This window comes from Bradyrhizobium sp. GCM10028915 (genome assembly GCF_042666195.1).
Lineage (GTDB): Bacteria > Pseudomonadota > Alphaproteobacteria > Rhizobiales > Xanthobacteraceae > Bradyrhizobium > Bradyrhizobium canariense_D.
The window spans coordinates 605,692-628,549 of record NZ_JBHTFN010000044.1 but is presented as its reverse complement, the minus strand read 5'-3'; the positions used below and the strand labels follow the sequence as shown (position 1 = coordinate 628,549).

Annotated in this window: 19 protein-coding genes; 9 read left to right on the top strand and 10 right to left on the bottom strand. The window is 63.6% G+C overall.

From position 1 onward, the window contains the following. Window positions 1-3: 3 nt before the first annotated feature. From sufC to ACFQX9_RS23055, 3 genes are all read right to left on the bottom strand, one after another. Complete coding sequence (gene sufC, locus ACFQX9_RS23065) at window positions 4-756, bottom strand: Fe-S cluster assembly ATPase SufC (RefSeq protein ID WP_007609807.1); 753 nt, start codon at window positions 754-756, stop codon at window positions 4-6. Between the two features lie 62 nt (window positions 757-818). Beyond that, window positions 819-2,315 (bottom strand): Fe-S cluster assembly protein SufB, encoded by a 1,497-nt coding sequence (gene sufB, locus ACFQX9_RS23060; protein WP_377790697.1) that lies wholly within the window; start codon window positions 2,313-2,315, stop codon window positions 819-821. A 116-nt stretch (window positions 2,316-2,431) separates the two neighbouring features. Next, window positions 2,432-3,571 carry a cysteine desulfurase family protein gene (locus ACFQX9_RS23055; protein WP_377790695.1) on the bottom strand — a complete coding sequence of 380 codons (1,140 nt, stop codon included), beginning with the start codon at window positions 3,569-3,571 and terminating at the stop codon, window positions 2,432-2,434. Between the two features lie 343 nt (window positions 3,572-3,914). Between ACFQX9_RS23055 and ACFQX9_RS23050 the strand changes: the two genes are divergently transcribed. After that, window positions 3,915-4,562 carry an alpha/beta hydrolase gene (locus ACFQX9_RS23050; protein WP_007591562.1) on the top strand — a complete coding sequence of 216 codons (648 nt, stop codon included), beginning with the start codon at window positions 3,915-3,917 and terminating at the stop codon, window positions 4,560-4,562. Window positions 4,563-4,569: 7 nt separating this feature from the next. After that, the gene (locus tag ACFQX9_RS23045; RefSeq protein ID WP_247390517.1) at window positions 4,570-5,082 is read left to right on the top strand and encodes a DUF1697 domain-containing protein; all 513 of its coding nucleotides are present in this window, start codon (window positions 4,570-4,572) and stop codon (window positions 5,080-5,082) included. Here the strand turns inward: ACFQX9_RS23045 and ACFQX9_RS23040 are convergent. From ACFQX9_RS23040 to ACFQX9_RS23030, 3 genes are all read right to left on the bottom strand, one after another. Then, window positions 5,079-5,402: a multidrug efflux SMR transporter gene (locus ACFQX9_RS23040; RefSeq protein ID WP_247390515.1), complete on the bottom strand. Its 324-nt coding sequence runs from the start codon at window positions 5,400-5,402 to the stop codon at window positions 5,079-5,081. The two genes, ACFQX9_RS23045 and ACFQX9_RS23040, sit on opposite strands and share 4 nt — an antisense overlap. 10 nt (window positions 5,403-5,412) lie before the next feature. After that, complete coding sequence (locus tag ACFQX9_RS23035; protein WP_247390512.1) at window positions 5,413-6,090, bottom strand: glutathione S-transferase family protein; 678 nt, start codon at window positions 6,088-6,090, stop codon at window positions 5,413-5,415. Between the two features lie 98 nt (window positions 6,091-6,188). Continuing rightward, window positions 6,189-7,292 carry an anhydro-N-acetylmuramic acid kinase gene (locus ACFQX9_RS23030; RefSeq protein WP_247390510.1) on the bottom strand — a complete coding sequence of 368 codons (1,104 nt, stop codon included), beginning with the start codon at window positions 7,290-7,292 and terminating at the stop codon, window positions 6,189-6,191. 164 nt (window positions 7,293-7,456) lie between these two features. On the opposite strand from ACFQX9_RS23030, the gene tyrS reads away from it, so the two are divergent. The 4 genes from tyrS (at window position 7,457) to ACFQX9_RS23010 (ending at window position 12,741) form a co-directional block, all read left to right on the top strand. Further along, window positions 7,457-8,710 (top strand): tyrosine--tRNA ligase, encoded by a 1,254-nt coding sequence (gene tyrS, locus ACFQX9_RS23025; protein ID WP_018454459.1) that lies wholly within the window; start codon window positions 7,457-7,459, stop codon window positions 8,708-8,710. A 57-nt stretch (window positions 8,711-8,767) separates the two neighbouring features. Further along, window positions 8,768-10,039, top strand: coding sequence for an MFS transporter (locus ACFQX9_RS23020; RefSeq protein WP_377790692.1), 1,272 nt, complete (start codon window positions 8,768-8,770; stop codon window positions 10,037-10,039). 219 nt (window positions 10,040-10,258) lie between these two features. Then, window positions 10,259-10,663, top strand: a complete 405-nt coding sequence (locus ACFQX9_RS23015) for a DoxX family protein (RefSeq protein WP_018454461.1) — start codon at window positions 10,259-10,261, stop codon at window positions 10,661-10,663. 383 nt (window positions 10,664-11,046) lie between these two features. Next, window positions 11,047-12,741, top strand: coding sequence for a methyl-accepting chemotaxis protein (locus ACFQX9_RS23010; RefSeq protein ID WP_377790690.1), 1,695 nt, complete (start codon window positions 11,047-11,049; stop codon window positions 12,739-12,741). Between the two features lie 32 nt (window positions 12,742-12,773). Here the strand turns inward: ACFQX9_RS23010 and ACFQX9_RS23005 are convergent, their stop codons facing one another. Next, window positions 12,774-16,571, bottom strand: a complete 3,798-nt coding sequence (locus ACFQX9_RS23005; RefSeq protein ID WP_204513931.1) for a DUF3971 domain-containing protein — start codon at window positions 16,569-16,571, stop codon at window positions 12,774-12,776. Between the two features lie 204 nt (window positions 16,572-16,775). On the opposite strand from ACFQX9_RS23005, the gene ACFQX9_RS23000 reads away from it, so the two are divergent. From ACFQX9_RS23000 to ACFQX9_RS22990, 3 genes are all read left to right on the top strand, one after another. Next, entirely contained in the window at window positions 16,776-17,468 is a 693-nt protein-coding gene (locus tag ACFQX9_RS23000; protein ID WP_377791054.1) for a peroxiredoxin, read from the top strand. 110 nt (window positions 17,469-17,578) lie between these two features. Continuing rightward, complete coding sequence (locus tag ACFQX9_RS22995) at window positions 17,579-18,937, top strand: M23 family metallopeptidase (RefSeq protein ID WP_198957644.1); 1,359 nt, start codon at window positions 17,579-17,581, stop codon at window positions 18,935-18,937. A gap of 99 nt (window positions 18,938-19,036) precedes the next feature. Beyond that, the gene (locus tag ACFQX9_RS22990) at window positions 19,037-19,522 is read left to right on the top strand and encodes a low affinity iron permease family protein (protein WP_204511087.1); all 486 of its coding nucleotides are present in this window, start codon (window positions 19,037-19,039) and stop codon (window positions 19,520-19,522) included. 117 nt (window positions 19,523-19,639) lie between these two features. Here the strand turns inward: ACFQX9_RS22990 and ACFQX9_RS22985 are convergent, their stop codons facing one another. The 3 genes from ACFQX9_RS22985 to ACFQX9_RS22975 form a co-directional block, all read right to left on the bottom strand. Then, window positions 19,640-20,875, bottom strand: a complete 1,236-nt coding sequence (locus ACFQX9_RS22985) for an ABC transporter substrate-binding protein (protein WP_018454467.1) — start codon at window positions 20,873-20,875, stop codon at window positions 19,640-19,642. 106 nt (window positions 20,876-20,981) lie between these two features. Beyond that, the gene (locus tag ACFQX9_RS22980; protein WP_204511086.1) at window positions 20,982-21,893 is read right to left on the bottom strand and encodes a DMT family transporter; all 912 of its coding nucleotides are present in this window, start codon (window positions 21,891-21,893) and stop codon (window positions 20,982-20,984) included. Window positions 21,894-21,973: 80 nt separating this feature from the next. Further along, window positions 21,974-22,849: a DMT family transporter gene (locus ACFQX9_RS22975; protein ID WP_204511085.1), complete on the bottom strand. Its 876-nt coding sequence runs from the start codon at window positions 22,847-22,849 to the stop codon at window positions 21,974-21,976. Window positions 22,850-22,858 lie beyond the last annotated feature (9 nt).

The following is a 22,858-nucleotide window of genomic DNA, read 5'->3' as shown; positions in this document are numbered from 1 at the left end:
TCCTTACGCGGCGTCCTCGAACTGGGCGTAGCCGGACGCTTCCAGCTCCAGCGCCAGTTCCTTGCCGCCGCTCTTCACGACACGGCCTTTTGACATCACGTGCACGACGTCAGGCACGATGTAGTTCAGCAGCCGCTGATAATGGGTGATGACGACCATCGCGCGCTTGGGCGAATGCAGCGCGTTGACGCCGTCGGCCGCAATCCGCAGCGCGTCGATGTCGAGGCCGGAATCCATCTCGTCGAGGATGCACAGGCTCGGCTCGAACAGCGCCATCTGCAGTACCTCGTTGCGCTTCTTCTCGCCGCCGGAGAAGCCGACATTGACACCGCGCTTGAGCATGTCCTGCGGGATGTTCAGCGACTTCGAGACTTCGCGGACTTTCTTCAAAAAGTCGGGCGTCGAATATTCGCCCTCGCCGCGCGCCTTGCGCTGCGCGTTCAGCGCGGTGCGCAGGAAATTCATGGTGGAGACGCCGGGGATCTCGACCGGATACTGGAACGCCAGGAACACGCCCTTGGCGGCCCGTTCGTTGGGCGCCATCGCGAGCAGGTCTTCGCCCTTGAACAGGATCTCGCCGTCGGTGACCTCGTAACCAGGCTTGCCGGCGATGACGTGGGACAGCGTCGATTTGCCGGAGCCGTTCGGCCCCATGATCGCGTGGATCTCGCCCTCGTTCACGGTCAGCGTCAACCCATGGAGGATCTCACGCTCCTCGACACGAACCTTGAGGTCTTTCACTTCAAGCAAAGCCATCTTGGTGTCCAGTTTATTCAAATGATGCATAGGGCGCGCGACGCGCGCCGCGAGGGCCGGCGCTAGCCGACCGATCCTTCAAGCGAGATCGAGATCAGCTTCTGCGCTTCCACCGCGAATTCCATCGGCAGTTGCTGCAGCACGTCCTTGACGAAGCCGTTGACGACGAGGCCGACCGCCTCCTCCTGCGTGAGGCCGCGCTGGATGCAGTAGAACAGCACGTCCTCGGAGATCTTGGACGTGGTGGCCTCGTGCTCGAACGTCGCCGACGAGTTCTTGGCTTCGATGTAGGGCACGGTGTGCGCGCCGCATTTGTCGCCGATCAACAGCGAATCGCAGGCGGTGAAGTTGCGCGCGCCGGTCGCCTTGCGATGCGCGGTAACGAGCCCGCGATAGGTGTTCTGCGACTTGCCGGCTGCGATTCCCTTGGAGATGATGCGGCTCGACGTATTCTTGCCGAGATGGATCATCTTGGTGCCGCTGTCGACCTGCTGATAGCCATTCGAGATCGCGATCGAGTAGAATTCACCACGCGAATTGTCGCCGCGCAGGATGCAGCTCGGATACTTCCAGGTGATCGCCGAACCAGTCTCGACCTGGGTCCAGGAGATCTTGGAATTGTTGCCGCGGCAGTCACCACGCTTGGTGACGAAATTGTAGATGCCGCCCTTGCCTTCCGAATTGCCGGGATACCAGTTCTGCACCGTCGAATATTTGATCTCGGCGTCGTCGTGCGTGACGAGCTCGACCACGGCCGCGTGCAGCTGGTTCTCGTCGCGCTGCGGCGCGGTGCAGCCCTCGAGATAGGAGACGTAGGAGCCCTTGTCGGCAATGATCAGCGTGCGCTCGAACTGTCCAGTGTTGCGTTCGTTGATACGGAAGTAGGTGGACAGTTCCATCGGGCAGCGCACGCCCGGCGGCACGTAAACGAACGAGCCGTCCGAGAACACCGCCGAGTTCAGCGTTGCGTAGAAATTGTCCGACGTCGGCACCACGGATCCCAGATATTTCTGCACCAGCTCTGGATGCTCGCGGATCGCTTCCGAGATCGGCATGAAGATCACGCCGGCCTTCTTCAGCTCTGCCTGGAAGGTGGTCGCAACCGAGACTGAATCGAAGACAGCGTCGACCGCGATCTTGCGCCTGTTGGGATCCTGCTCGCCGGGCTTGGGCTCGACGCCTTCGAGCATGGCGACTTCCCGCAAGGGGATGCCGAGCTTTTCGTAGGTCTTGAGGATCTCCGGATCGATCTCGTCGAGCGAGTTGATCGTCTTCTTCGGCTTCGGGGCCGAATAATAATAAAGGTCCTGGAAGTCGATCTTGGGATAGTCGACGCGCGCCCAGGTCGGTTCGGTCATGGTCAGCCAGCGCCGATAGGCCTCGAGCCGCCACTGGAGCATCCAGGCGGGTTCGTTTTTCTTCTCGGAGATGAACTTGACGGTCTCTTCCGACAGCCCCTTGGGGGCCTTGTCGGACTCGATCAGGGTCTCAAACCCATAACGATACTGATCGACGTCGATGCGCTTCACGCGCTCGACCGTCTCTTGCACGGCTGGCATTCTATCCTCCGCTCGCGGTTTCAAGGACCGCGGTGGATCATCAAACTCGGACGACTATTACGATGTTTCTTGGCGGGACGCACGCGCTTAGAACCGTTCAAGGCGTGTTTCATCGCTTATCCCTTAAGTAGGGTATTACCGAGCTTTCGCCAAGCCTCTAACGCCCTGTTGATGTCATCCGGCTCCGTGGACCAGCCCAGACTGAGACGCACCGCTCCTTGGGCGACGGTCGGATCATACCCCATTGCCGACAACACGTGGGACGGCTGCACCTTGCCCGAGGAACAGGCAGATCCCGAGGACACCGCGACACCTTCGAGGTCGAAACCGATCACCGCCGTCTCGGCTTTCAACCCGGGAGCCGTGAAAAGAACGGTGTTAGGTAACCGCCCAACATCACTTGAGAAGACCGTTGCACCCGCCATGGAGCGAATGCCATTTTCCAAGCGATCTCTTAGGCTTGCCATCCGCTCCGCATCCTCGGGCAAAGCCTGAAGGGCGACCCGCACCGCTGCGCCGAAGCCGGCAATACCGGCGACATTCTCGGTTCCGGCGCGCCGGTTGAGCTCCTGCCCGCCGCCTCGGAGCAACGGCTCAAGTCCGGCCACGCCCTCGGCCACGACCAGCGCGCCGACCCCCTTGGGGCCGCCGATCTTGTGTGCAGAAAAGGTCGCAAGGTCTGCGCCGATCACTTTGATATCAAATGAGATTTTTCCAAACGACTGGATTGCGTCGACGTGCAGCAGGCCGCCAGCCCCGTGAACGATTCCCGCGGCCTCGGCGATGGGCTGCAGCGCGCCCGTCTCGTTGTTGGCCGCCATGATGGAGACCAGCGCCGGCGGGCCGTCGCCGAGCAGCGCCTTCAAATGGTCGAGGTCGATCACGCCGGAGCGCGTGACCCTGATCTGACCAATCTGATCGGTCGGGAACCGGCCGCCCGCCAGCACCGAAGCATGCTCGACAGCCGAGACCAGAAGCCGCTCGACAGGCCCGCCAGAGGGCCCTCGAAGACCCGGTGACAGCGCCAGCGCGTTGGCTTCGGTTCCCGTGGAGGTAAAAACCGCGTTCCGCGGCAGCGCGCCGACGGAGGTCGCAAGCAGGGCCCGCGCGTCCTCGACAAGGCGCCGCGCCTCGCGCCCCTCGGCATGAACCGAGGACGGATTGCCGATGAGCTCGGAGGCTCCGAGCATCGCCCTTCGGGCCTCGGCGCGAAGCGGCGTGGTCGCATTCCAGTCGAGATAGATGCGGCTCGGCATAGAGTATTATATTACCTGAGACTGATTGCTGCGCCAGCGCTGGTACCCGACATGGGCTCCCCTGGAGCACTTGGCAATCTCGATTCCGGATTCCCCCATCGCGCGACGACGCGGCCATGACGCTAACGCCTTGAGCTCATTGGGCGATGTTCAAGATGCTTGCTTTTTGACCCTCGGCTCATGTTAGAACGCGCGCGTCAGTTCGCCGCGCGCCGCTCGCGCATCATCCGAGGGCGCCGCTCCACCCTTCCATTCGCGGCTTGATCGGCCCAGCAGCCGATGAAATCCGCACAATCGGTTGATTGTTGAAGAGCGTCTTCAAGGGATCAATCAAGAGATCATCATGCCTGAAGTTATTTTCACCGGCCCCGCCGGCCGCCTCGAAGGCCGCTACCATCCGGCCAAGCAGAAGAACGCGCCAATCGCGATGGTCCTGCATCCGCATCCGCAGTTCCACGGCACGATGAATCATCAGATCATCTACCAGTGCTACTATGCGTTCGCGCATCGCGGCTTCTCGGTGCTGCGTTTCAATTTCCGTGGCGTCGGCCGCAGCCAGGGCTCGTTCGACCACGGCACCGGCGAATTGTCGGACGCGGCCGCGGCGCTCGACTGGGCGCAGACCATCAATCCCGAAGCGCGCGCCTGCTGGGTTGCCGGCTTCTCCTTCGGCGCCTGGATCGGCATGCAGCTGCTGATGCGCCGCCCCGAAGTCGAGGGCTTCATCTCGATCGCGCCGCCCGCCAACCTCTACGACTTCTCGTTCCTCGCGCCCTGCCCGTCCTCGGGGCTGATCGTGCATGGCGAGAAGGACGCGGTGGTGCCGCCCAAGGACGTCAACACGCTGGTCGAGAAGCTGAAGACCCAGAAGGGCATCGTGATCGACCAGCAGGTCATCCCGGGCGCCAACCACTTCTTCGACGCCAAGCTCGAGCCGCTGATGGAAACCATTACCGCCTATCTCGACATGCGCCTCGCCAACGTGCGCTGAGCTTTCTGTGGGCGCGTTCATCGCATTGTTGCGTGCCGTGAATGTCGGCGGCACCGGCAAATTGCCGATGAGCGAACTGAAGGCCATGTGCGAGGAGCTCGGCTACGCCGCCGTGCGCACCTATATTGCAAGCGGCAACGTCGTCTTCACAAGCCGCAAGTCGCAATCTGCGATCAAGACCGCACTCGAAAAGCGGTTGCACGCCTATGCCGGCGCGCCGGTCGGCGTGCTCGTGCGCAGCGCCGCCGAGATGGCGCAGGTCTTGGCCGATAATCCGTTTCCAAAGGCCGCGCCCAACCGTACCGTCGCGATCTTCCTCGACAAGGCGCCGCCAGCGGATGCGCTTGCCGGCATTCGCGGCCAGAACAAGGAGGAGGTCCGCCTCGGCGGCCGCGAGATCTACGTGCATTACGGCGACGGCATGGGCACGTCGAAGCTGGTCATCCCCGCCGCCAAGACCGGCACCGCGCGCAACATGAAAACGATCGCGACGCTCGCGAAAATGGCCGCAGAGCTCTAGGCCAGCTTGAGCGCCGCGATCCCCGTCAGCACCAGCACGATCCCCGCGATCTTCATCGCGCTCAGCGCCTCGCCGAACAGCACCACTCCCATGACGAAGGTGCCGGCGGCGCCGATGCCGGTCCAGACCGAATAGGCGACGCCGACCTCGAGCACCTTCAAGGCACGCCCGAGCAGGACAACGAAGGCGACGAGCAGCACGAGCGAAACGACGCTCCAGCCAGCGCGCGTGTAGCCTTCCGCATATTTCATCGAGATCGCCCAACCGACATCGAGTGCGCCTGCGATCACCAGCATCAGCCAGGCCATGGATTGCGACATCGGCGTGGGCTCAGGCCGCAAGCTTGAGCAGATGCGCGTCGTGGCGCACGAGGAAGGCGCGCAGCAATTGCGGATAGTCCGCGCCCACCGCAGTACGGACGCTCGGACGCTTCGCCAGTTCGGCGCGCCATGCGCGGACCTTCGGCACATCGCGGAAAATGCCGTGGTCGGTCAGCTCGTCGAACAGATCGAAGTAGCGGAAGACGGGGGCGAACACGGCGTCGACGAGACTGAACGCTTCGCCAGCAAAATAAGGACCGGCACCGAGCGCCGCTTCGACCCGGGCGAACTTCACCATCAGCGCCTGGCGCTTGCTCTCGAACGTCGCCGCATCGGTCGTGGTCTCCAGGCCCCAGAGATCGGCGAGCACTGCTGAACCGAACTCCATCCACGCCCGGTGCTCGGCACGCTCCAAGTCATCCGCCGGATGCAGTCTCACGCCGCCTTGCGTCTCCTCGATGTACTCGCAGATCACGTTGCTCTCGAACAGCGCGACCTCGCCCTTCTCGCTCGTCACGACCAGCACCGGCACCTTGCCGAGCGGCGACAGTTTGAGAAACCAGTCGGGCTTATTGGCGAGATCGATGTCGACCCGCTCGAACGGCACGCCCTTCTCGTTGAGCGCGATCACCGCGCGCTGCACATAGGGGCAAAGCTTGTGGCTGATCAGTTTCAGTGAAGCGGTCATGGCGAGAATCCCGACGGTTAGATGCAACTGCATCAAAGATAGATGCATGTGCATCTACCTGTCAAGATCAATGCATCTGCATCATCCCGCCTATGATCTCAAGGCCGCGCGATCACCCCGCCCGTCATCGGCATCGGCACGCCCGTGGTCCCGGGATACGACAGCGGCAGGCCCTTCAGGCCGCGCGCGGCGAGGAAGCCGAAGGCCTGCGCCTCGATGGCGTCGGAGGCCCAGCCGACTGCCTCCGCGGCCTCGACAGTGGCGGACCCAACGCGCTCCCGCAGCATCTGGAGCATGGTCCGGTTGCGGGCGCCGCCGCCGCAGACGATCCAGCTCCGCGGCCTGCGTGGCAGCAGCGGGATGACGCGGGCGATGGCCGCCGCGGTGAAGGCGGTCAGCGTTGCGGCGCCGTCGGCCGGCAGGACATCGCCGAGCTTCAGCGCGGCAAAATCGTTGCGGTCGAGCGATTTCGGCGGCGGGCTTGCGAAGAACGGCAGCTGCAGCGCCCGCGCGATCCAGGCCTCGTCCGCCTTGCCGAGGGCTGCGAGCTTTCCGTCCGCGTCGAACGCCTGATTCATGGTGCGGTACATGAAATCGTCGAGCAACGCGTTGCCGGGTCCGGTGTCGCAGGCGATCAGCGTGTCGTTGCCGTCGATATAGGTGATGTTGGAGACGCCGCCGATATTGACCACGATGATCGGCCCTTCGCGCTCCAGCGAATGGGCGAGCGCGCGGTGATAAACCGGCACTAATGGCGCGCCCTGCCCGCCGGCCTCGACGTCGGCGGCGCGAAAATCATGCATCACGGGGATATGGATCGCCCTGGCCAGCGCCGGTGCGTCGCCGATCTGCACCGTCAGCCGCTTCTCGGGGCGGTGCAGCACGGTCTGGCCGTGGAAGCCGACGATGTCGATGTCTTCCGGCTTCATCCGGTTCTGGGCGACGAAGGCGGCCACCGCCTCGGCATGCGCGAGCGTCACTGCGCGTTCGGCCTCGGCCAGAACTCCCGGCCTAGCATCGCGTTGGGCCAGGTGCACGGCCTCGCTCAGCGCCTGACGCAGCAGGTTGCGCTCCGCCGGGCTATACGGCCGGTAGCCGGACGGCCCGAATGCCTTCACCTGCTTTCCGTCGGTTTCGATCAGCGCAACATCCACCCCGTCCAGCGAGGTGCCGCTCATCAAACCGAGTGTCGTCAACATCATGGATCAGCGTCCTCAAGAGACCCTTCCGGCATGCCGATCTTGTGCCAGAGGGACACATCTTATAATGCCACAGGCCAAAGTAGCGGGCAGCAACCGAGTTCCCACGGATGACCCTTAAATTGCTCCCAAAACAGTAAACCAAGAATTGTCAGGCGCGCCGACAAATGACTGCATTCAAATCGGATTTCCTCAACACGCTGCAGGAACGTGGATTCATCCACCAATGCTCCGATTTCGAGGGGCTGGACGCCCTCGCCGCCAAGGGCGAGGCGACGGCTTATGTCGGTTACGATTGCACCGCCCGCTCGCTGCACATCGGCAACTACCTGACCATGATGATGCTGCACTGGCTGCAGCAGTCCGGCAACAAGCCGATCACGCTGATGGGCGGCGGCACAACCATGGTCGGCGATCCCTCCGGAAAGGACGAGACGCGCGCGATCCGCACCGTCGCCGAGATCGAGGCCAACAAGGAATCGATCCGCGGCGTGTTCGCAAAGGTGCTGCGCTATGGCGGGGGCAAGAGCGACGCCATCATGCTCGACAATGCCGAGTGGCTGACAAAGCTCAACTACATCGAGATGCTGCGCGACGTCGGGCGGCATTTCTCGGTCAACCGCATGCTGACCATGGACTCCGTGCGTCTGCGCCTCGAGCGCGAGCAGGAGATGAGCTTCATCGAGTTCAACTACATGATCTGCCAGGCCTACGACTTCGTCGAGCTCGCCAGGCGGACCGGCTGCAACTTGCAGATGGGCGGCTCCGACCAGTGGGGCAACATCATCATGGGCGTCGATCTCGGCCGCCGCATGGGCACGCATCAGCTGTTCGCCCTGACGACGCCGCTGCTGACGACGGCGTCGGGGGCCAAGATGGGCAAGACCGCTCAGGGCGCGGTCTGGCTCAACGCCGACCAGTTCTCGCCGTATGATTTCTGGCAGTACTGGCGCAACACCGAAGACGCCGACGTCGGCAAGTTCCTCAAGCTGTTCACGACGCTGCCGATGACCGAGATCAGGAAGCTCGAGGCGCTCGGAGGCTCCGAGATCAACGAGGCCAAGAAGGTGCTCGCCACCGAGGCGACCGCGCTCCTGCATGGCCGCGACGCAGCGAACGAGGCGGCCGAGACCGCGCGCCGCACCTTCGAGGAAGGCGCGCTGGCCGAGAGCCTGCCGACCGTGGAAATTCCGCGCGGCGAGTTCGACGCCGGCCTCGGCGTGCTCAACGCCTTCGTGAAGGCGGGCCTCGTTGCCTCCAACGGCGAAGCACGGCGCCAGATCAAGGGCGGCGGCCTGCGCGTCAATGACGAGCCCGTCACCGACGAGAAGATGGCGTTGTCGGCGGCCGACCTGACGCCGGAAGGCGTGGTCAAGCTGTCGTTCGGCAAGAAGAAGCACATCCTCCTGAGGCCTGCATAGGCGTATGAGCTTTTCGCTGCTTGTCAGGGCGCGCTGAAGCGCGCTCCCTGATCGGCAATGGACCAGAACACGCTAGAGGAACAGTCCAAGCAAGCGACCAGGGAACGCGTCACGGCGACGCCGCAGGGCGTCGTGCGCACCGCGCTGGTGGTGCTCGCGCTCTGCTTCACACTCGCCGTGCTCGGCCGCGGCCTCAGCGAAAGCTTCACCGTCTTCCTGAAGCCGATCTCGGAAAACTTTGGCTGGGATCGCGCCCAAGTGGTCTCGATCTATTCGCTGACGTGGCTCGTCAGCGGACTGACGGCGCCGTTGGTCGGGCGCCTGTTCGATCATTCCGGACCGCGCATCGTCTATGCACTGGGCCTTTTGCTGCTCGGCTCGGCCTTCCTGATCGCAAGCCACGCGCAGTCACTCTGGCAGTTCCAGCTCTCGATCGGACTCTGCGTCGGCATTGGCGTCGCCTTCATCGGCAATGTGCCGAACTCGATCCTGCTGGGCCGCTGGTTCGGCCCAAAACTCCCGACCGCGATGGCGGTGGTCTACTCGGCCATGGGTGGCGGCGTGCTGGCGCTGCTGCCGGCCTCGCAGCTTTTGATCGATCATCTGGGGTGGCGCGAAACCTACCAGCTGTTCGGCTTCGCCGCGCTCGGCCTGCTGGTGCCGCTCATGCTGCTGCCATGGCGGCTGTTCGCCTCGGGCTCGCCGCAGATCGCGAAGAAGACCGATCCGGATTTCGTCGATCACGGCTGGACCCTTCCGAGCGCGATGCGCCATCACGCCTTCTGGGCGCTGTTCTCGACATTCTTCTTCACCGCGGTCGGCATGTATGCGATCGCCGCCCAGATCGTGGCCTATTTGATCGATGCCGGCTTTCCACCGCTGCAGGCCGCCACGGCCTGGGGCTTCTCCGGCATCGTGCTGGTGTTTGGCATGCTAGGCGTGTCCGCGCTCGACGGCCTGATCGGTCGCCGGCCGTCGGTGCTGCTCAGCTACGCGATCTCGATCCTCGGCATCTTCCTGCTGTGGCTGTTGCAATACTCCGCCAATTTCCTCCTGCTCACCGGATTCGTGGTCTGCTTCGGCAGCATGATGGGCTCACGTGGACCGCTGATCACGGCGACCGCGATGAAGATCTTTGGGGGCAAGCGCGTCGGCACCATCTACGGCACCATCTCGATCGGCAGCGGGCTCGGCTCGGCTTTCGGCTCCTGGAGCGGCGGCCTGATCCATGACGCGACCCATGGCTACAACGCGCTGCTCGCCTTCGCACTCGCGAGCGTGGTGCTCGGGATGATCCCGTTCCTGGTCGTGTCCGCCTTGCGGCGGTAGGTCTCCTGAAGGTAACTTGAGCGCATTCGCGTCACCGGGAAATTACGGATGGGCACGACGCGAACAGCTACGAAGATGTGGATCGCACGCGGCTGAAAGTCCTTCCTGCGGTGTTTTGTCCGACATGACAAAAATGTCAGCGCAAATTGCCCTTGGGCGGCTTGCAGGGCGGAACTGAATGCGGTCCTAGTCGCAGCATTGGATGGAGGGCACAAACCAATGAACTTTCCCTATCTCGTTCGCTTTCAACCGGTTCTCTTGAGCCTGTTTCGCTTCATCACCGGCCTGCTGCTGTTCCAGTACGGTGTCGCCAAGCTGTTCAAGTTTCCGGTGCTTCCCTACTTCGCAAACATCCCGCCGATCATCTACGCAGCCGGTACGCTTGAGCTCGTGCTTGGCGCGTTGCTGATGATCGGCCTGTTTACCCGCCTCGCGGCATTCATCCTCTCGGGTGAGATGGCCTTCGCCTATTTCATGGGGCACATGTTCAAGGGCGAAACGCCGGTGTTCCTGCCGCTGCTCAATGGTGGCACCGCGGCGATCCTGTTCTGCTTCGCCTGCCTCTACCTCTCGGCAGCCGGCGGCGGCTCGGTCAGCGCCGATGCGGCGATGGGCAAGGACTAGCGGCGCGTTCGCGCGGCGCTGAGGCGTCAGCGATTGATTCGCGAATGAAGAGATGGCATCCGTATGTTCACGGGTGCCATCTCAGCGCGAGCCCAGCACGTTCCAGACCAGGACGAGGACCGCGACCAGCAGCATCGACATGATGAGGCGGTGAACGAATCGGTTCATTGCCGCTCCCAACGGATTAGGTCGCGACTAAAGACCCACACGATTTTTCTCCGAGTTGACGCGCCATGCGCCCGAGAAGCGCATGACGACCTGCATGTTTGCGCACGCGGCTGCGCACGCAGCTTGCGCAGCAGCCGTCGCACGCGTCCATTCATGATTGGTAAGAATTTCATGCTACCGACGCGAGCAACAATAACCATTCCGTCGAGGCCGTGATGAAGCTGCTGAGTCACCTCAAGATCCGCACCAAGCTCGCCAGCATGGTCTGTCTTTCGGCACTCACGGTCACGGCCATCATCGGGGTGTCGTCCGTGCTCAGCAAGAGCCGCATGCTGGAGGATCGCGTTCAGCAGATGCGGACCGCGGTCGACATGCTCCACAACCTCGCCCAATCACTCGAAGAGGAGGTCGGCGCCGGCAAGCTGACGCAGGCCGAAGCGAAAATCCAGTTCCATCTGCGCGGCCGCCGCATGAGCTTCAATGGCGGCCAAGGCTATCCGGTGGTCTATAACGCCGATACCTCGATCCTGATCAATGGCGCGAACCAGCAGCTCGAAGGCAAGATCACGGGCGCCAAGGACTCCAACGGTGTCCTCATCGCAGATGCGATCGTAACGGCCGGCAACCAGGCTGCTCAGGGCGGCGTAACCTCATATCTCTACCCCCGCCCCGGCCAGACGGAGCCCGTCCGCAAGACCGTTTTCGCGCGCAAATTCGCGCCCTGGAACGCGACGATCAGCTACGGCCTCTATGTCGACGACATCGACGCCGACGTGCGAGCCTTGACGCTGGAGCTGGGGGCGATTGGCATCGGCTTGATGCTGCTGATGGCGACACTGTCCTGGCTGATCGCCCGCGACGTGCTCGGCGCGCTCGATCGCCAGAAGAACCGCATGCAGGCCATTTCCGAAGGCGCCATCGACACGGCGGTCGAGGAGACCGGTCGCGGCGACGAGATCGGCCGCATGGCCGAGACCCTCGAAGTGCTCAGGCAGACCGCGCTGACGGCCCGCAAGCTGGAGGCGGAGCAGGTCGCCGCCAAGACCCGCAGCGAACAGGAGAAGCGCGACGCGCTGATCTCGCTTGCCGACCGGTTCGATGCCTCCGTCGGCCAGCTCGTCGGCCTGATGGCCTCGGGCTCCGGCGAGCTGGAGGTCACCGCCAAGTCGATGTCGTCGACCGCGGAAGGCACCAACCGCCGCGCCGCCGTCGTCGGCTCGGCCGCCACCGAAGCCAGCCAGCGCGTCCAGACGGTCGCGGCCGCGGCCGAGGAGCTCTCCTCCTCCATCACCGAGATCAGCCGTCAGGTCGCGCAGTCCGCCGTGGTCACCGGCCGCGCCGTGGACAGCGCCCGCCGCACCGACACCATCGTGCGCGCCCTCTCGGACGGCGCCCAGCAGATCGAGCACGTCGCCGAGCTGATTTCCAGCATCGCGGCGCAGACCAATCTGCTCGCGCTCAATGCCACCATCGAGGCCGCACGCGCCGGTGAAGCCGGCCGCGGCTTTGCTGTCGTCGCTTCGGAGGTGAAGTCGCTGGCGAGCCAGACTGCAGAAGCCACCCGCGAGATCGGCGACAAGATCGCCCAGATCCAGGGCGCGACCAAGGAAGCGGTGGACGCCATCGGCGGCATCACCGCCACCATCGAGGAGGTCAGCCGGATCGCGACCTCGATCGGCGCCGCGATCGAGGAGCAAGGCGCCGCCACGGCCGAGATCGCCCGCAGCGTCTCCCAGACGGCCGAGGCAACCCAGGAAGTCACCACCAATATCGGGGGCGTCAGTACGGCAGCGAACGAGACCGGCAATGCCGCAGGCATGGTGCTCGCAGCAGCCTCAAACCTCTCCAAGCAGGCCGAGCAGCTCTCTGGCGAAGTCGGGACTTTCCTGGCGGGCGTGCGCGCGGCGTAAGGCGGCGCGGAAACCAAGGTGTAGCCTCGCCACTAACGTCGCGCGAGGGTGCAGCCGCTCGATAGCTGGCGCGTCGATCCGGTCGAGCCATCGTTCGACTGCGACGGGAATTCCTCGAACGGCGAGTTCTGTTTGCCGGTGTTGAATTCGAAGATCTTGCGGAACAGACCGGGGGCCATCGCCGAAATCGGGTTGACGCGCATTACGGGCGCTGCCGGCGTGCCGACGACCTCGTAGGTCACGCCGATCAATCCTTCATTGTTGCCGCCGCCGAGGAAGATGCCGAACAACGGGATCTGGCCGAAGATGTTGTTGACGCCGTACATCGGGACGAAGGTGCCGCTCATACAAACCTGGTTGCCGGGAAAGTCGATTGAGCCCTCGATGGTGGCGCCGATCATCGGCCCCTTGACCACGCCGTCGCGGATCGTGAGCGCGCCGTTCTGCCGCGTGAACTCCGCGCGCATCGCCGTGAAGGCTACGCCGTTCTGGGCGCCGTTGGGAGCCCCCGCCGCGACGCGATCGAGTTGCTCCATTCCCTTGACCGAGAAGTCACGCACATTGATCAGTCCTTCCCGTGTCGTAGGCTCGGACGTCGGCGGCTCCATCGCCACCACCATCTGGCCGCCGAAGACCTTGTTGGTGGTGTCTGTGAAGCGCAGGAAGTTGCCGGCATCGCTGGTCTGGAGATAGATGACCTCGCGGTTGCCCTGGGCGCGGCCGCCGCGCAGGTCGGCTGCCACGGGCGTGTCTTTTCCGATCCTGCCGCTCAGCGTGAAGGCTTTGACCGCACCATTGCGCCGCGACATCTTGGCGTCGACGCTGCGCATCGCCTCGCCGTTGAAACCCATGACGGCGCCGAGCTTCACGTCGATGTCGAAATCGAGGTTCTTCGTCTTGCTCTTGGCATCGTCCTTGGAATTGCCTGAGATCGCCGACTTCAGGAAGCCGCGGCCGTCGAATACGTCGCCGCGCATCGTACCCTTGAGCACGCCGTCCTGGCTGCGCTCCACTTTCAGTGAGGCCTTGTCGCCGTCGGATGGCGCGTAGGTCGGGAAGTTCGCGTTCATGAGCTCGCCGTTGGCATCGACCTCGAGCGCCCCCTTGATCGAGGCGCCGCCGCCTTCGATGACGATGTCCTCCAGACGCGTCGATTGCGCCGTCGGCACCACCTTGAAGCTGGCCTTGCCCGCTCTGCCCGGCAGCTTGACCCAGCCGGGCAGGATGTTGTCGAGCTTGACCGAGGTCAGGTCGGCCTCGATGCCGAGCTTCGTCGTCTGGTCGGGTCCCCCGGCGATCTTGCCCGACAGCCTGATCGGCACCGATCCGCTGACGGCGGGACCCAGATCGAATCCGAGGCGCGCGCGGCTCGCATCGTCCAGCGTGGTCTGCAGTTTGACGTCCGCATCGCCCTCGGCCGGCTTGCGGTAATCGAGCGAGGCCGCCTGCCCGTTGATCTTGACGTCGCCCTTGACCTGATAGCCCTGGTTGCTCGCGACGATCTTGAGGTTGTTGGCCTCCAGCTTTTGGTTCATCACCAGCTTGTCGGCACCAAAACCGTTGAGATCGGCCGTAACGCTGTAGGTGGTGTCGGCTTTGGTCAGCTCGCCCTTGACCGGCAGCCCAAGCTGGACGTTCGCCGAGAACGTCCCCTTGCTAGTATTGGGATCGATGACGGTCGACGACAGATCGCTCAAGCGATCGTTGGAAAGCATTTCGGCGGCCGCAGGCACCGGACCTTCGACACGAAACCTCGTCCGCGACGGCGACGGCTTGGGCGCCATATCGGGCACCTCGAAAACAAAGTCGGAAATCGTGACCTTGCGCCCCGCCGGCGTATCGGCAATGCCCTGCCCGATATTCACCGTCGCGGTGCGGCCGGTCACGCGCGCCTTCAAATCGGCATCGTGCACCACGGGCAGGCCATCGACGGGGCGAACCGTGACACCGCTCGCCACGATATTGACCGACAAGCCGTCGTCGGGAATGGGTGGGCCCTTGCGCGGAAGATTCTTCGTCGGCGAATTAACGCCGATCTCGATGCGCTGGAGCGTTCCACGCTCGATCCGCTCGATCACCCACTCGCGCAACTCGGGAACGACAAGGGTCGGCCACATCCGCTTGAGCGCCGAGGCCGACATCGGCGTTCCCGCAAAACCCAATGTCAGCCGCGGCTCGCCCGAATAGTCGATGGCACCGGTGCCGGCGACGCCGATCTCTCCGTTGGAGATATCGGCCTGCGTCAACAGCAGCCTCTTGTGGTCGGTGTCGAAGCGGAAGCCGATCGCAATACGGTTGAAGACCAGCGGCGGCTCGTTGTCGATGCCGCCGAGCAGGATCGAACCGCCACTGAAACCGAGCTGCCAGTCATTGACGGTGCCGTTGGGCGGCTCGACATGAGCCAGAAGCGTCAGGCGGTTCGCGCCCGAGAGGACCTTGAACGGAGCGACCAGCACCCGCCGGTTGGCGTCCCACTCGACATTGATCTCGGCCGAGTCGATCGCCATCGGATAATCGGGCGTATCGGTGTCGATGATGTTGCCCGCACCGACCGTGATCTTGCCGCGAAAGAAGGTCGGCACGCCGTCGCGGCCGAGCTCGCCCTTGAGCTCGCCGGTCAGCGGCAGGTCGGCGGTGTAGGTGAGGTCCTTCACCCGCAGCGCCAGCAGGATGTTGGCGGTCGAGACCTTGTCGGCGCGGATATCGACCGAGCGCACGCCGTTCTCGGTGGGGCCGATCGTGGCACGCAACGACCACGGACGCGCGCCCTCTTCACCGAGGCTGAGCGCGACGCCGCCACGGCTCGGTCGGCGCAGGCTGAGCGTGATGTTCTCAAACGTCCATTTGCTGCCGCGCTGCTGGTCGTCGACGATCAGATTGCCGTTCTTCAGGCCGATCTCGTTGAGATTCTGGCCGTCGAGGCCGGTCATGCTCAGACTGTCGAGCCAGTCGAGGCCCTGAAGAATGCCAGTCGGGGACGTGGCCTGGGGCGCGGCTTGCGGTGCGTCGGAGGTCGCAGGCTCGGTGGCGAATGGCGGCGGTGGCACACCGTTGCGCGGGAAAGTCGGCGGCAGTCCCGCGTCCCTTTTGGAGGCGACGCCGGTTGCGAGCGGCTTTGCGGTGTCGCCGGCCGATACCGTGACGGTGCCGTCAGGCGCGATCCGGATTGCGAGCTCGGCATCGACGAGGTTGAGGCTTTCGGCGCGCAGATGCCCCATCAGCAGGCCCGCACCCGACAGCTTCACCTCGGCCTTCGGCGCGGTGGCGACAATGACGTGATCGTGGTCGCGCACGACGATATCACGGATGCGCACGGCGATGCGGATCCGCCCGGCCCGCTCGATCTGCGTGCCGCCGACCTCCACGGTGTTGCCGTGACCGATATTGTCCTCGATCGCGGCCGCGAGCCACGGCGTCGCAATGTCGAGATTGATGGGACCGGCGCCGAGCCGCCACCACAGCGCGCCGAAACAGCCGACGAAGATGACGACCAGGACACCGACGACCACGGCCACGCGCTTCAGCCAGCGACCGCCGCCCAACCAGCGGCGCAACGGCCCAAACCCGTCAGCGAAGCGATGGAAGCCCGAATTGGAACGCGACAACAGCCGGCGCGCCCGATGGCCCGCCGCCGCTTCCTGATCCGGATCCCAGTCGGCGTCGTCCCATTGCTGCTGCTCTGGTTGGCTGCCGCGCCGATCCAAATCCCGATTGTAATCCTGGGGCGACGTATTCCTTGCCATTGCCTCTCGATACAGGCGCCCGTCGTGGGATTGTGCGCCGCCGGGGCCGCAGCCGTCGACGGGAAGCGAAGCTTCCCGCGCCGGCATTGCCGCCATACCTCGAATATTCCTTCTGTTCGTCATGTCGCCCCGGGAGCGCGTTCAACGAGCAGTGGGGTGGTGCGTGGAATTCCTTGTAACCAGACTCCGGCGTCGTCAGACTCGCCCCGCCGAGGGCACGATTCCGGCATAGCGGAAAAGGGCTGCAATACCGCTTTGGTTGACCCGCCGAAAGCGACGAAAGGAAGGCGTATGTCCAAGAAATCCCGAAAGAAATCGTCCAAAACGCCCTCCGTCACTCCGACGGCTAAAAAGACGCCCGTGAAAGCGCGGGCTGCGACTCAAACCAAGCTCGCGAAAACACAGCGGACACCGGCGAGCAAATCAACTGGGACCATAGCAAGGACAGCATCGCATAAGGCCGCATCGAAACGGTTAAATTCTTCCAAATCGGCATCCGCGCCTGAAACGGCGGCGAAGGCCGGCTTGGCTGAGGGGCAGAAGGCTCCCGCCTTCCGCCTGCCCCGCGACGGCGGCGGCGTCGTCGCGCTGTCGGATTATACCGGCCAGAAGCTGGTCCTGTTCTTCTACCCCCGCGCCGACACGCCGGGCTGCACCAGGGAGGCCATCGATTTCACCCGGCTCACCGGCGCCTTCGCCAAGGCTGGCACCGCCGTGCTCGGTATCTCCGCCGATCCGGTCAAGGCTCAGGACAAGTTCCGGGACAAGCACGGTCTCGGCGTGCCCCTCATCTCGGACGAGACGCACGAGATGCTGGAGGCCTACGGCGCCTGGGGCGAAAAGTCCATGTATGGCAAGAACTTCCTGGGAATTCTTCGCACCACGATGCTGCTTGGCGCCGACGGCAAGATCGCGCGGATCTGGCGCAATGTCCGGGTCGAAGGCCACGCCGACGAGGTGCTGGAAGCCGCAAGGAGCCTTTAACCAATCATTTAAATTCAAGGGGTTCCGTTTCCGGAAAATTAACCATGACCGGCCCAGATTGCCGCGGCAATTAGGCCGCACGGACTCATCCGATCGGCGCGGGAGTGCCGATGTCGAAAAGTTCTGCCCAACTCTCGCAGTACCCCCAACATCACCCGCACGACCATGGACGGGCCTTTCATCGCCGTGCCGCCGCAGTGGCAACCGCGCTTCCCCTTCCGGACACCGACGACGCCTACACCATCGTGCATCACGGCAAGCAGGTTCGCCTGGGACCTGTGGTGTTCTGGATCGTGGTCGGCACTGTCGTGTTGCTCGGGCTCTGGTCGGCCGCAACCGCGACCTATTTCGCCTTCCGCGACGACGTCCTCACCCGGCTGATCGCCCGGCAGGCCGAGATGCAATACGCCTATGAGGACCGCATCGCCGAGCTGCGCGCCAAGGTCGACCGCACCACCAGCCGGCAGCTGCTCGACCAGGAGCAGTTCGACCAGAAGCTCGACCAGATCATGAAGCGCCAGACGGCGCTGGAGTCCCGTGCCACGGCGCTCGGGTCCATGCCGGACGTGACCGGATCGATTCCACGTTCCACCCCGCAGCGTGGCGATGCCAGCCAGACGACGCAGGGCACGCCAAAGCCCTCGCCGATCAGCGACACCGTGATCTTCGTGGCGCCGCCGGATCGCGAAGCGCGGCTCGAATCGCGCGCGCCGACCCTCGCAGCTCCGCCCGTCAATCAATTCGCCAAGAACCAGGGGTTCGACAACGTCGTCGTTCGGCTCACGACCTCGCTGGACCAGGTCGAGCGTCGCCAGATGGCGGCGCTCAACGCCGTCGAGGAAGGCATGGATTCGCGCATGCGCCGGATGCGCGGCGTCGTCAGCGATCTCGGCCTGAACCTCGCAAATCTCGAAGCCGCCGTGCCGCGCACCGCGATGGGCGGGCCGTTCGTGCCTGTTAAAATCACCGCCAGTTCGGGGCCGTTCGAGAAGCAGCTCTATCGCATCAACAACACCCGAGCCGAGATGGACCGGCTCAATCGCACGCTCGCGCTCGTGCCCTATCGCAAGCCCGTCATCGGCGAGGTCGAGTTCACCTCCGGCTTCGGCGTGCGCAGCGATCCGTTCCTCGGCCGGCCCGCGATGCATACCGGGCTCGACTTCCGCGCCGCGAGCGGCGATCCCGTTCGCGTCACCGCCAACGGCAAGGTCGTCTCGGCCGGCTGGTCCGGCGGCTACGGCCGCATGATCGAGGTCGATCACGGCAATGGCCTTGCGACGCGCTATGGCCATCTCTCCGAGATCAATGTCCGGGTCGGCGAGATCGTGAGAATCGGCCAGGTCGTTGGTCTCGTCGGGTCGACCGGCCGTTCCACCGGGCCGCATCTGCACTATGAAACCCGGATCGACGGCGAAGCGGTCGATCCGCAGAAGTTCTTGCGCGCCGGCGTGCGACTCAGCGCGGGCTAGGCTCGTTGAGAGCGCGCTCGTCTCGTCCCAGGTTTACATGGCGGAACTTCGGAGTTCCCTTCGCGTTAGGTCGCAGGTCCTCAATGGCGCGATCTTCTGATGCAACAGACCCATACGAAAGCTCGTCCGGCCAAGGGCAAAGCGGACCAGCCACGTAACAACGCGGCTCAACTCTTCAGCGATATTGCTAACCGAACATCTCAAGCGGCCGGGCGAGCGCTGACATTCATGATTGCAGCCGGCATCATCCTGGTTTGGGCGGTCACCGGTCCCATCTTCCATTACTCCGACACATGGCAGTTGGTGATCAACACCGGCACCACCATCGTGACATTCCTGATGGTCTTCCTGATTCAGAATTCCCAGAATCGCGATAGCGCGGCCATTCAGGTGAAGCTCGACGAACTGATCCGGGTGAGCGCGGTGCAAAATTCCTTCGTGGGAATTGAGCATTTGACCGACGACGAGCTCGACGAGATCCGCACCAAATGTGAGCTTCGCGCCAAGGCCGAAAAGGTCGGAGACGAGACAGTCAAGAATACCGGCAAGAAGGCGAAACGCGCCGCCGATCTCGTCACCGAATAAGCGGACGGATGCCGGGAACGACGAGGTGCGCAGCTTCGTTCGCAATCGCAACGCTTCGGCAGGCTCGCCCCGTCTTCATCACACCAGGCAACTGGCCCGCCGCGGAGCCAGCCCTGACTATTGGCCGCGCTCGTGGCCGACCTCACCGGTGATGACGTCGCCGAACAACTCCCAAGCCTGGCCGTTAAAGCGCATCAGCTGCATCTGCTCGATCGGAAAATAATCGTCGGCCGAAGTGTTGACCATGATCCCGGGCAGCATCAGGTCGGTGTGAAAATCCTTCAGGCTGGTGGCCTGCTTCATCACGTTGTCACGGGTGAGATTGTCGCCGCACTGCCTCAGCACCTGCGCCATCGCCTCCGCCTGGACGTAGCCATAAAGGTTGTTGGCGTTGGTCTTGTCCCCTTCGGGATAGTACTTATCCATGAAGGTGCGCCACGCGACGACCGCCGGATCCTTGTCCCAGGTCGGGTCGGTCGGATCCTTCAAATATGCTGTCGAGATGATATCCTTGGCATAGTCGAGCCCGGCGGGCTTGAGCACCGAGGCGATCGAGGTAGCCGTATTGGCGAGGAAGAATTTTGGCTTCCAGCCGAGCTCGCCGACCTTCCGGATCGCCTGTGCCGAGCCTTTCGGCGCGGCCCATGAGAAGAAGATGTCGGCGCCGGAATCGTGAAGCGCAACGATCTGCGAGTCGATCGAGGGATCGCTGACCTCATAGGATTTGTCGGCGATGATCATATCGGCCTTGTCACCGAGTCCGTCCTTCAGGCCCTTGAACTGGTCCTTGCCAGCATCGTCGTTTTGCCAAAGAACTGCGATCTTGCTGTTGGGGAAGTTGTCGCGGATATACTTCGCGTAGATCCGCCCCTCGCTCTGGTAGTTCGGCTGGAAGCCCATGGTCCAAGGGAAATTCTTGGGGTCGCCGAATTTGGTGCCGCCGGAGGCGACGAAGAGCTGCGGCACCTTCTTGGCGTTCATGTATTTCATGATGGCGGAGTTCGAAGGCGTGCCGAGCGGCTGGAAGATCAGCAACACCTCGTCGCTCTCGACCAGCTTGCGCGCCTGCTCGATCGCCTTTGGCGGCGAATATGCGTCGTCATAGCTGATGAAATTGATCTTGCGACCGTTGATGCCGCCCTGGTCGTTGATCATCTTGAAGAACGCGGCCTCGGTCTTGCCGATCACGCCATAGGACGACGCCGGCCCGCTATAGGGCATGATGTTGCCGAGCTTGATTTCGGTGTCGGTGGCGCCGGGATCGTATTTCTTCTGCGCCAGGGCCGGCGTCGTGACGAGCACGCCGGCAGCAAGAATGGCGAGGGCAGCAAGGTTATTGCGACGACCCAGCATCGTTCTCTCCCCTGTTTTGTAGTCTTGTTTTGCCGAGAGTGTCGCAAGCTCGCTTACGGCTGGCAAGCGCCGCGATTTTCCGTGAGATGAAACGAGCGCTCCAGAACTATGTGCCGCGCCGCAGCAGGTCCAGAACGCGCCCGTCGATCACCAGCAATGCGCTGCCGATCACGATCGCGCCCGCGATCTCTCGCATCCAGATCGGCTCGCCCAGCACAAGCCATCCCAGAAGAATGGCGGTGACGGGAATGAGCAGTGTCACCAGCATCACATTGGTCGCGCCCGACCGCCGCAGGATCTGGAAGAAGACGATATAGGCGAGCGCCGTCGACAACCCGGCAAGGCCAAGCACCGCCAGCCAAATCGTCACGCCCGGCATTGGGAAACGCCACGGCTGCTCCATTGCGCCAGCGACGATCGCCATCATCACCGTGGAAGCCATCAGTTGAAACGCGGCCGTCCCCAGCGGGGCTGCGTCCTTCAACAACCGCCGCGCCGCCAGCGCGGCAAAGCCATAGCTCAAGGCGCCACCGAGACAGAGCAGGATGCCGAGCCCCTGCCCCGCCCGTGTCTCGACGCCCCATCCGCGCAGGATGATCACGCCGGCGAGACCCAGTGCCACGCCGACGACGCGCCGCAGCCGCAAAGCCTCTTCGCCTGCCGCCGCCATCACGATGACCGTGAAGAGTGGCGTGGTGGCATTCAGGATCGACGCCAGCCCGCTCGGAATGAAGGTCTGGCCGACCACTATCAGCGAGAACGGAATGACGTTGTTGAGGAGCCCAATCGCGACGAACGGCTTCCAGCCGGCGATGCCCTTGGGAAAGCCAATACCCTGGATACGGAGCAGCGGTAGCAGAATGGCGGCGCCAAGTGCAACGCGCAAAAGCACCAGCGTGAGCGGCGGCAATTCCCGCAGCGCCGCGCCGTTGAAAAAGAACGAGCCGCCCCAGAGCACCGAGAGCACCGTGAGCAGCGACCAGTCGCGCGCGTCGATACGGTTGTCGTTCGGGGACATGGGCGTCTCACAGCGATGGTCCGATCTGCTAGGACTGCGCGACCAGAATTGCCACCCGATTTCCGGGTAAAGGGCGAGATTCAGGATCGATCGCGACTTCGCGCGTCAACCGCGATATCCGCAACCACCGCCCCAATGACCAGGGCACCGCCAACAAGGGCGTGGACAGCAGGTATCTCGCGAAAGGCAATCCAGATCCAGAACGGCATCAGCGGCGTTTCCAGCGTCGCAATCAGGGAAGCCTGGCTCGACGGCAGGAGGCGCGAGCCGAGCATGTAGAATGTCAGCCCCAGCGCCACCTGAAAGCAGCCGAACATCGCGAGGATCGCGAGGTTGGCGCTGTCGATATGGACGAGGTCGTGCGCAAACGGAAGGCTGACGAGGCTTCCCAGGAAATTCGACAACGCCGCCGCTGCCACCATCGATGTCTCCTGGTAGCGTCGGATCACAACCGTCATCGCCGAGATGGCGAGTACCATGAGGCAACTCAGCGCCACGCCTCCAACATCAGCCCCGGCTTCGATGCCTCCGACCGTGATGGCGACGCCGCCAAAGGCAACGAGGCTCGCGATCAGGGTACGCCATGTTACGGCTTCGCCAAGCCACAGCCACGCCAGCGCCGCGGCCACGAACGGCTGCGTGGAGATCAGCACAGCCACATTCATCACCTTGGTCATCTGGAGCGCGGGGATGAAGGAAACCATGCCGAGCGTGGACAATGAGGCGACGAGCAAGCCGCCGCGTCCCGGCGCCACCAATTGCCGCAGCGCGCCGCGTCCCTGCATCACGACGAGAAACACCGAGATCAGACTGCCGCCGAACACGCCGCGCCAGAACAGAATGGTCCAGGGATCGAACGGCAACAGACGTGTGAAGAACGGCGCCGTGCTCCAGGCAATCGCAGCTGATATGACGAGGGCAATGCCGAGACCGCGTTCCGAACGAGGCTGCCCCATGTCGATGCG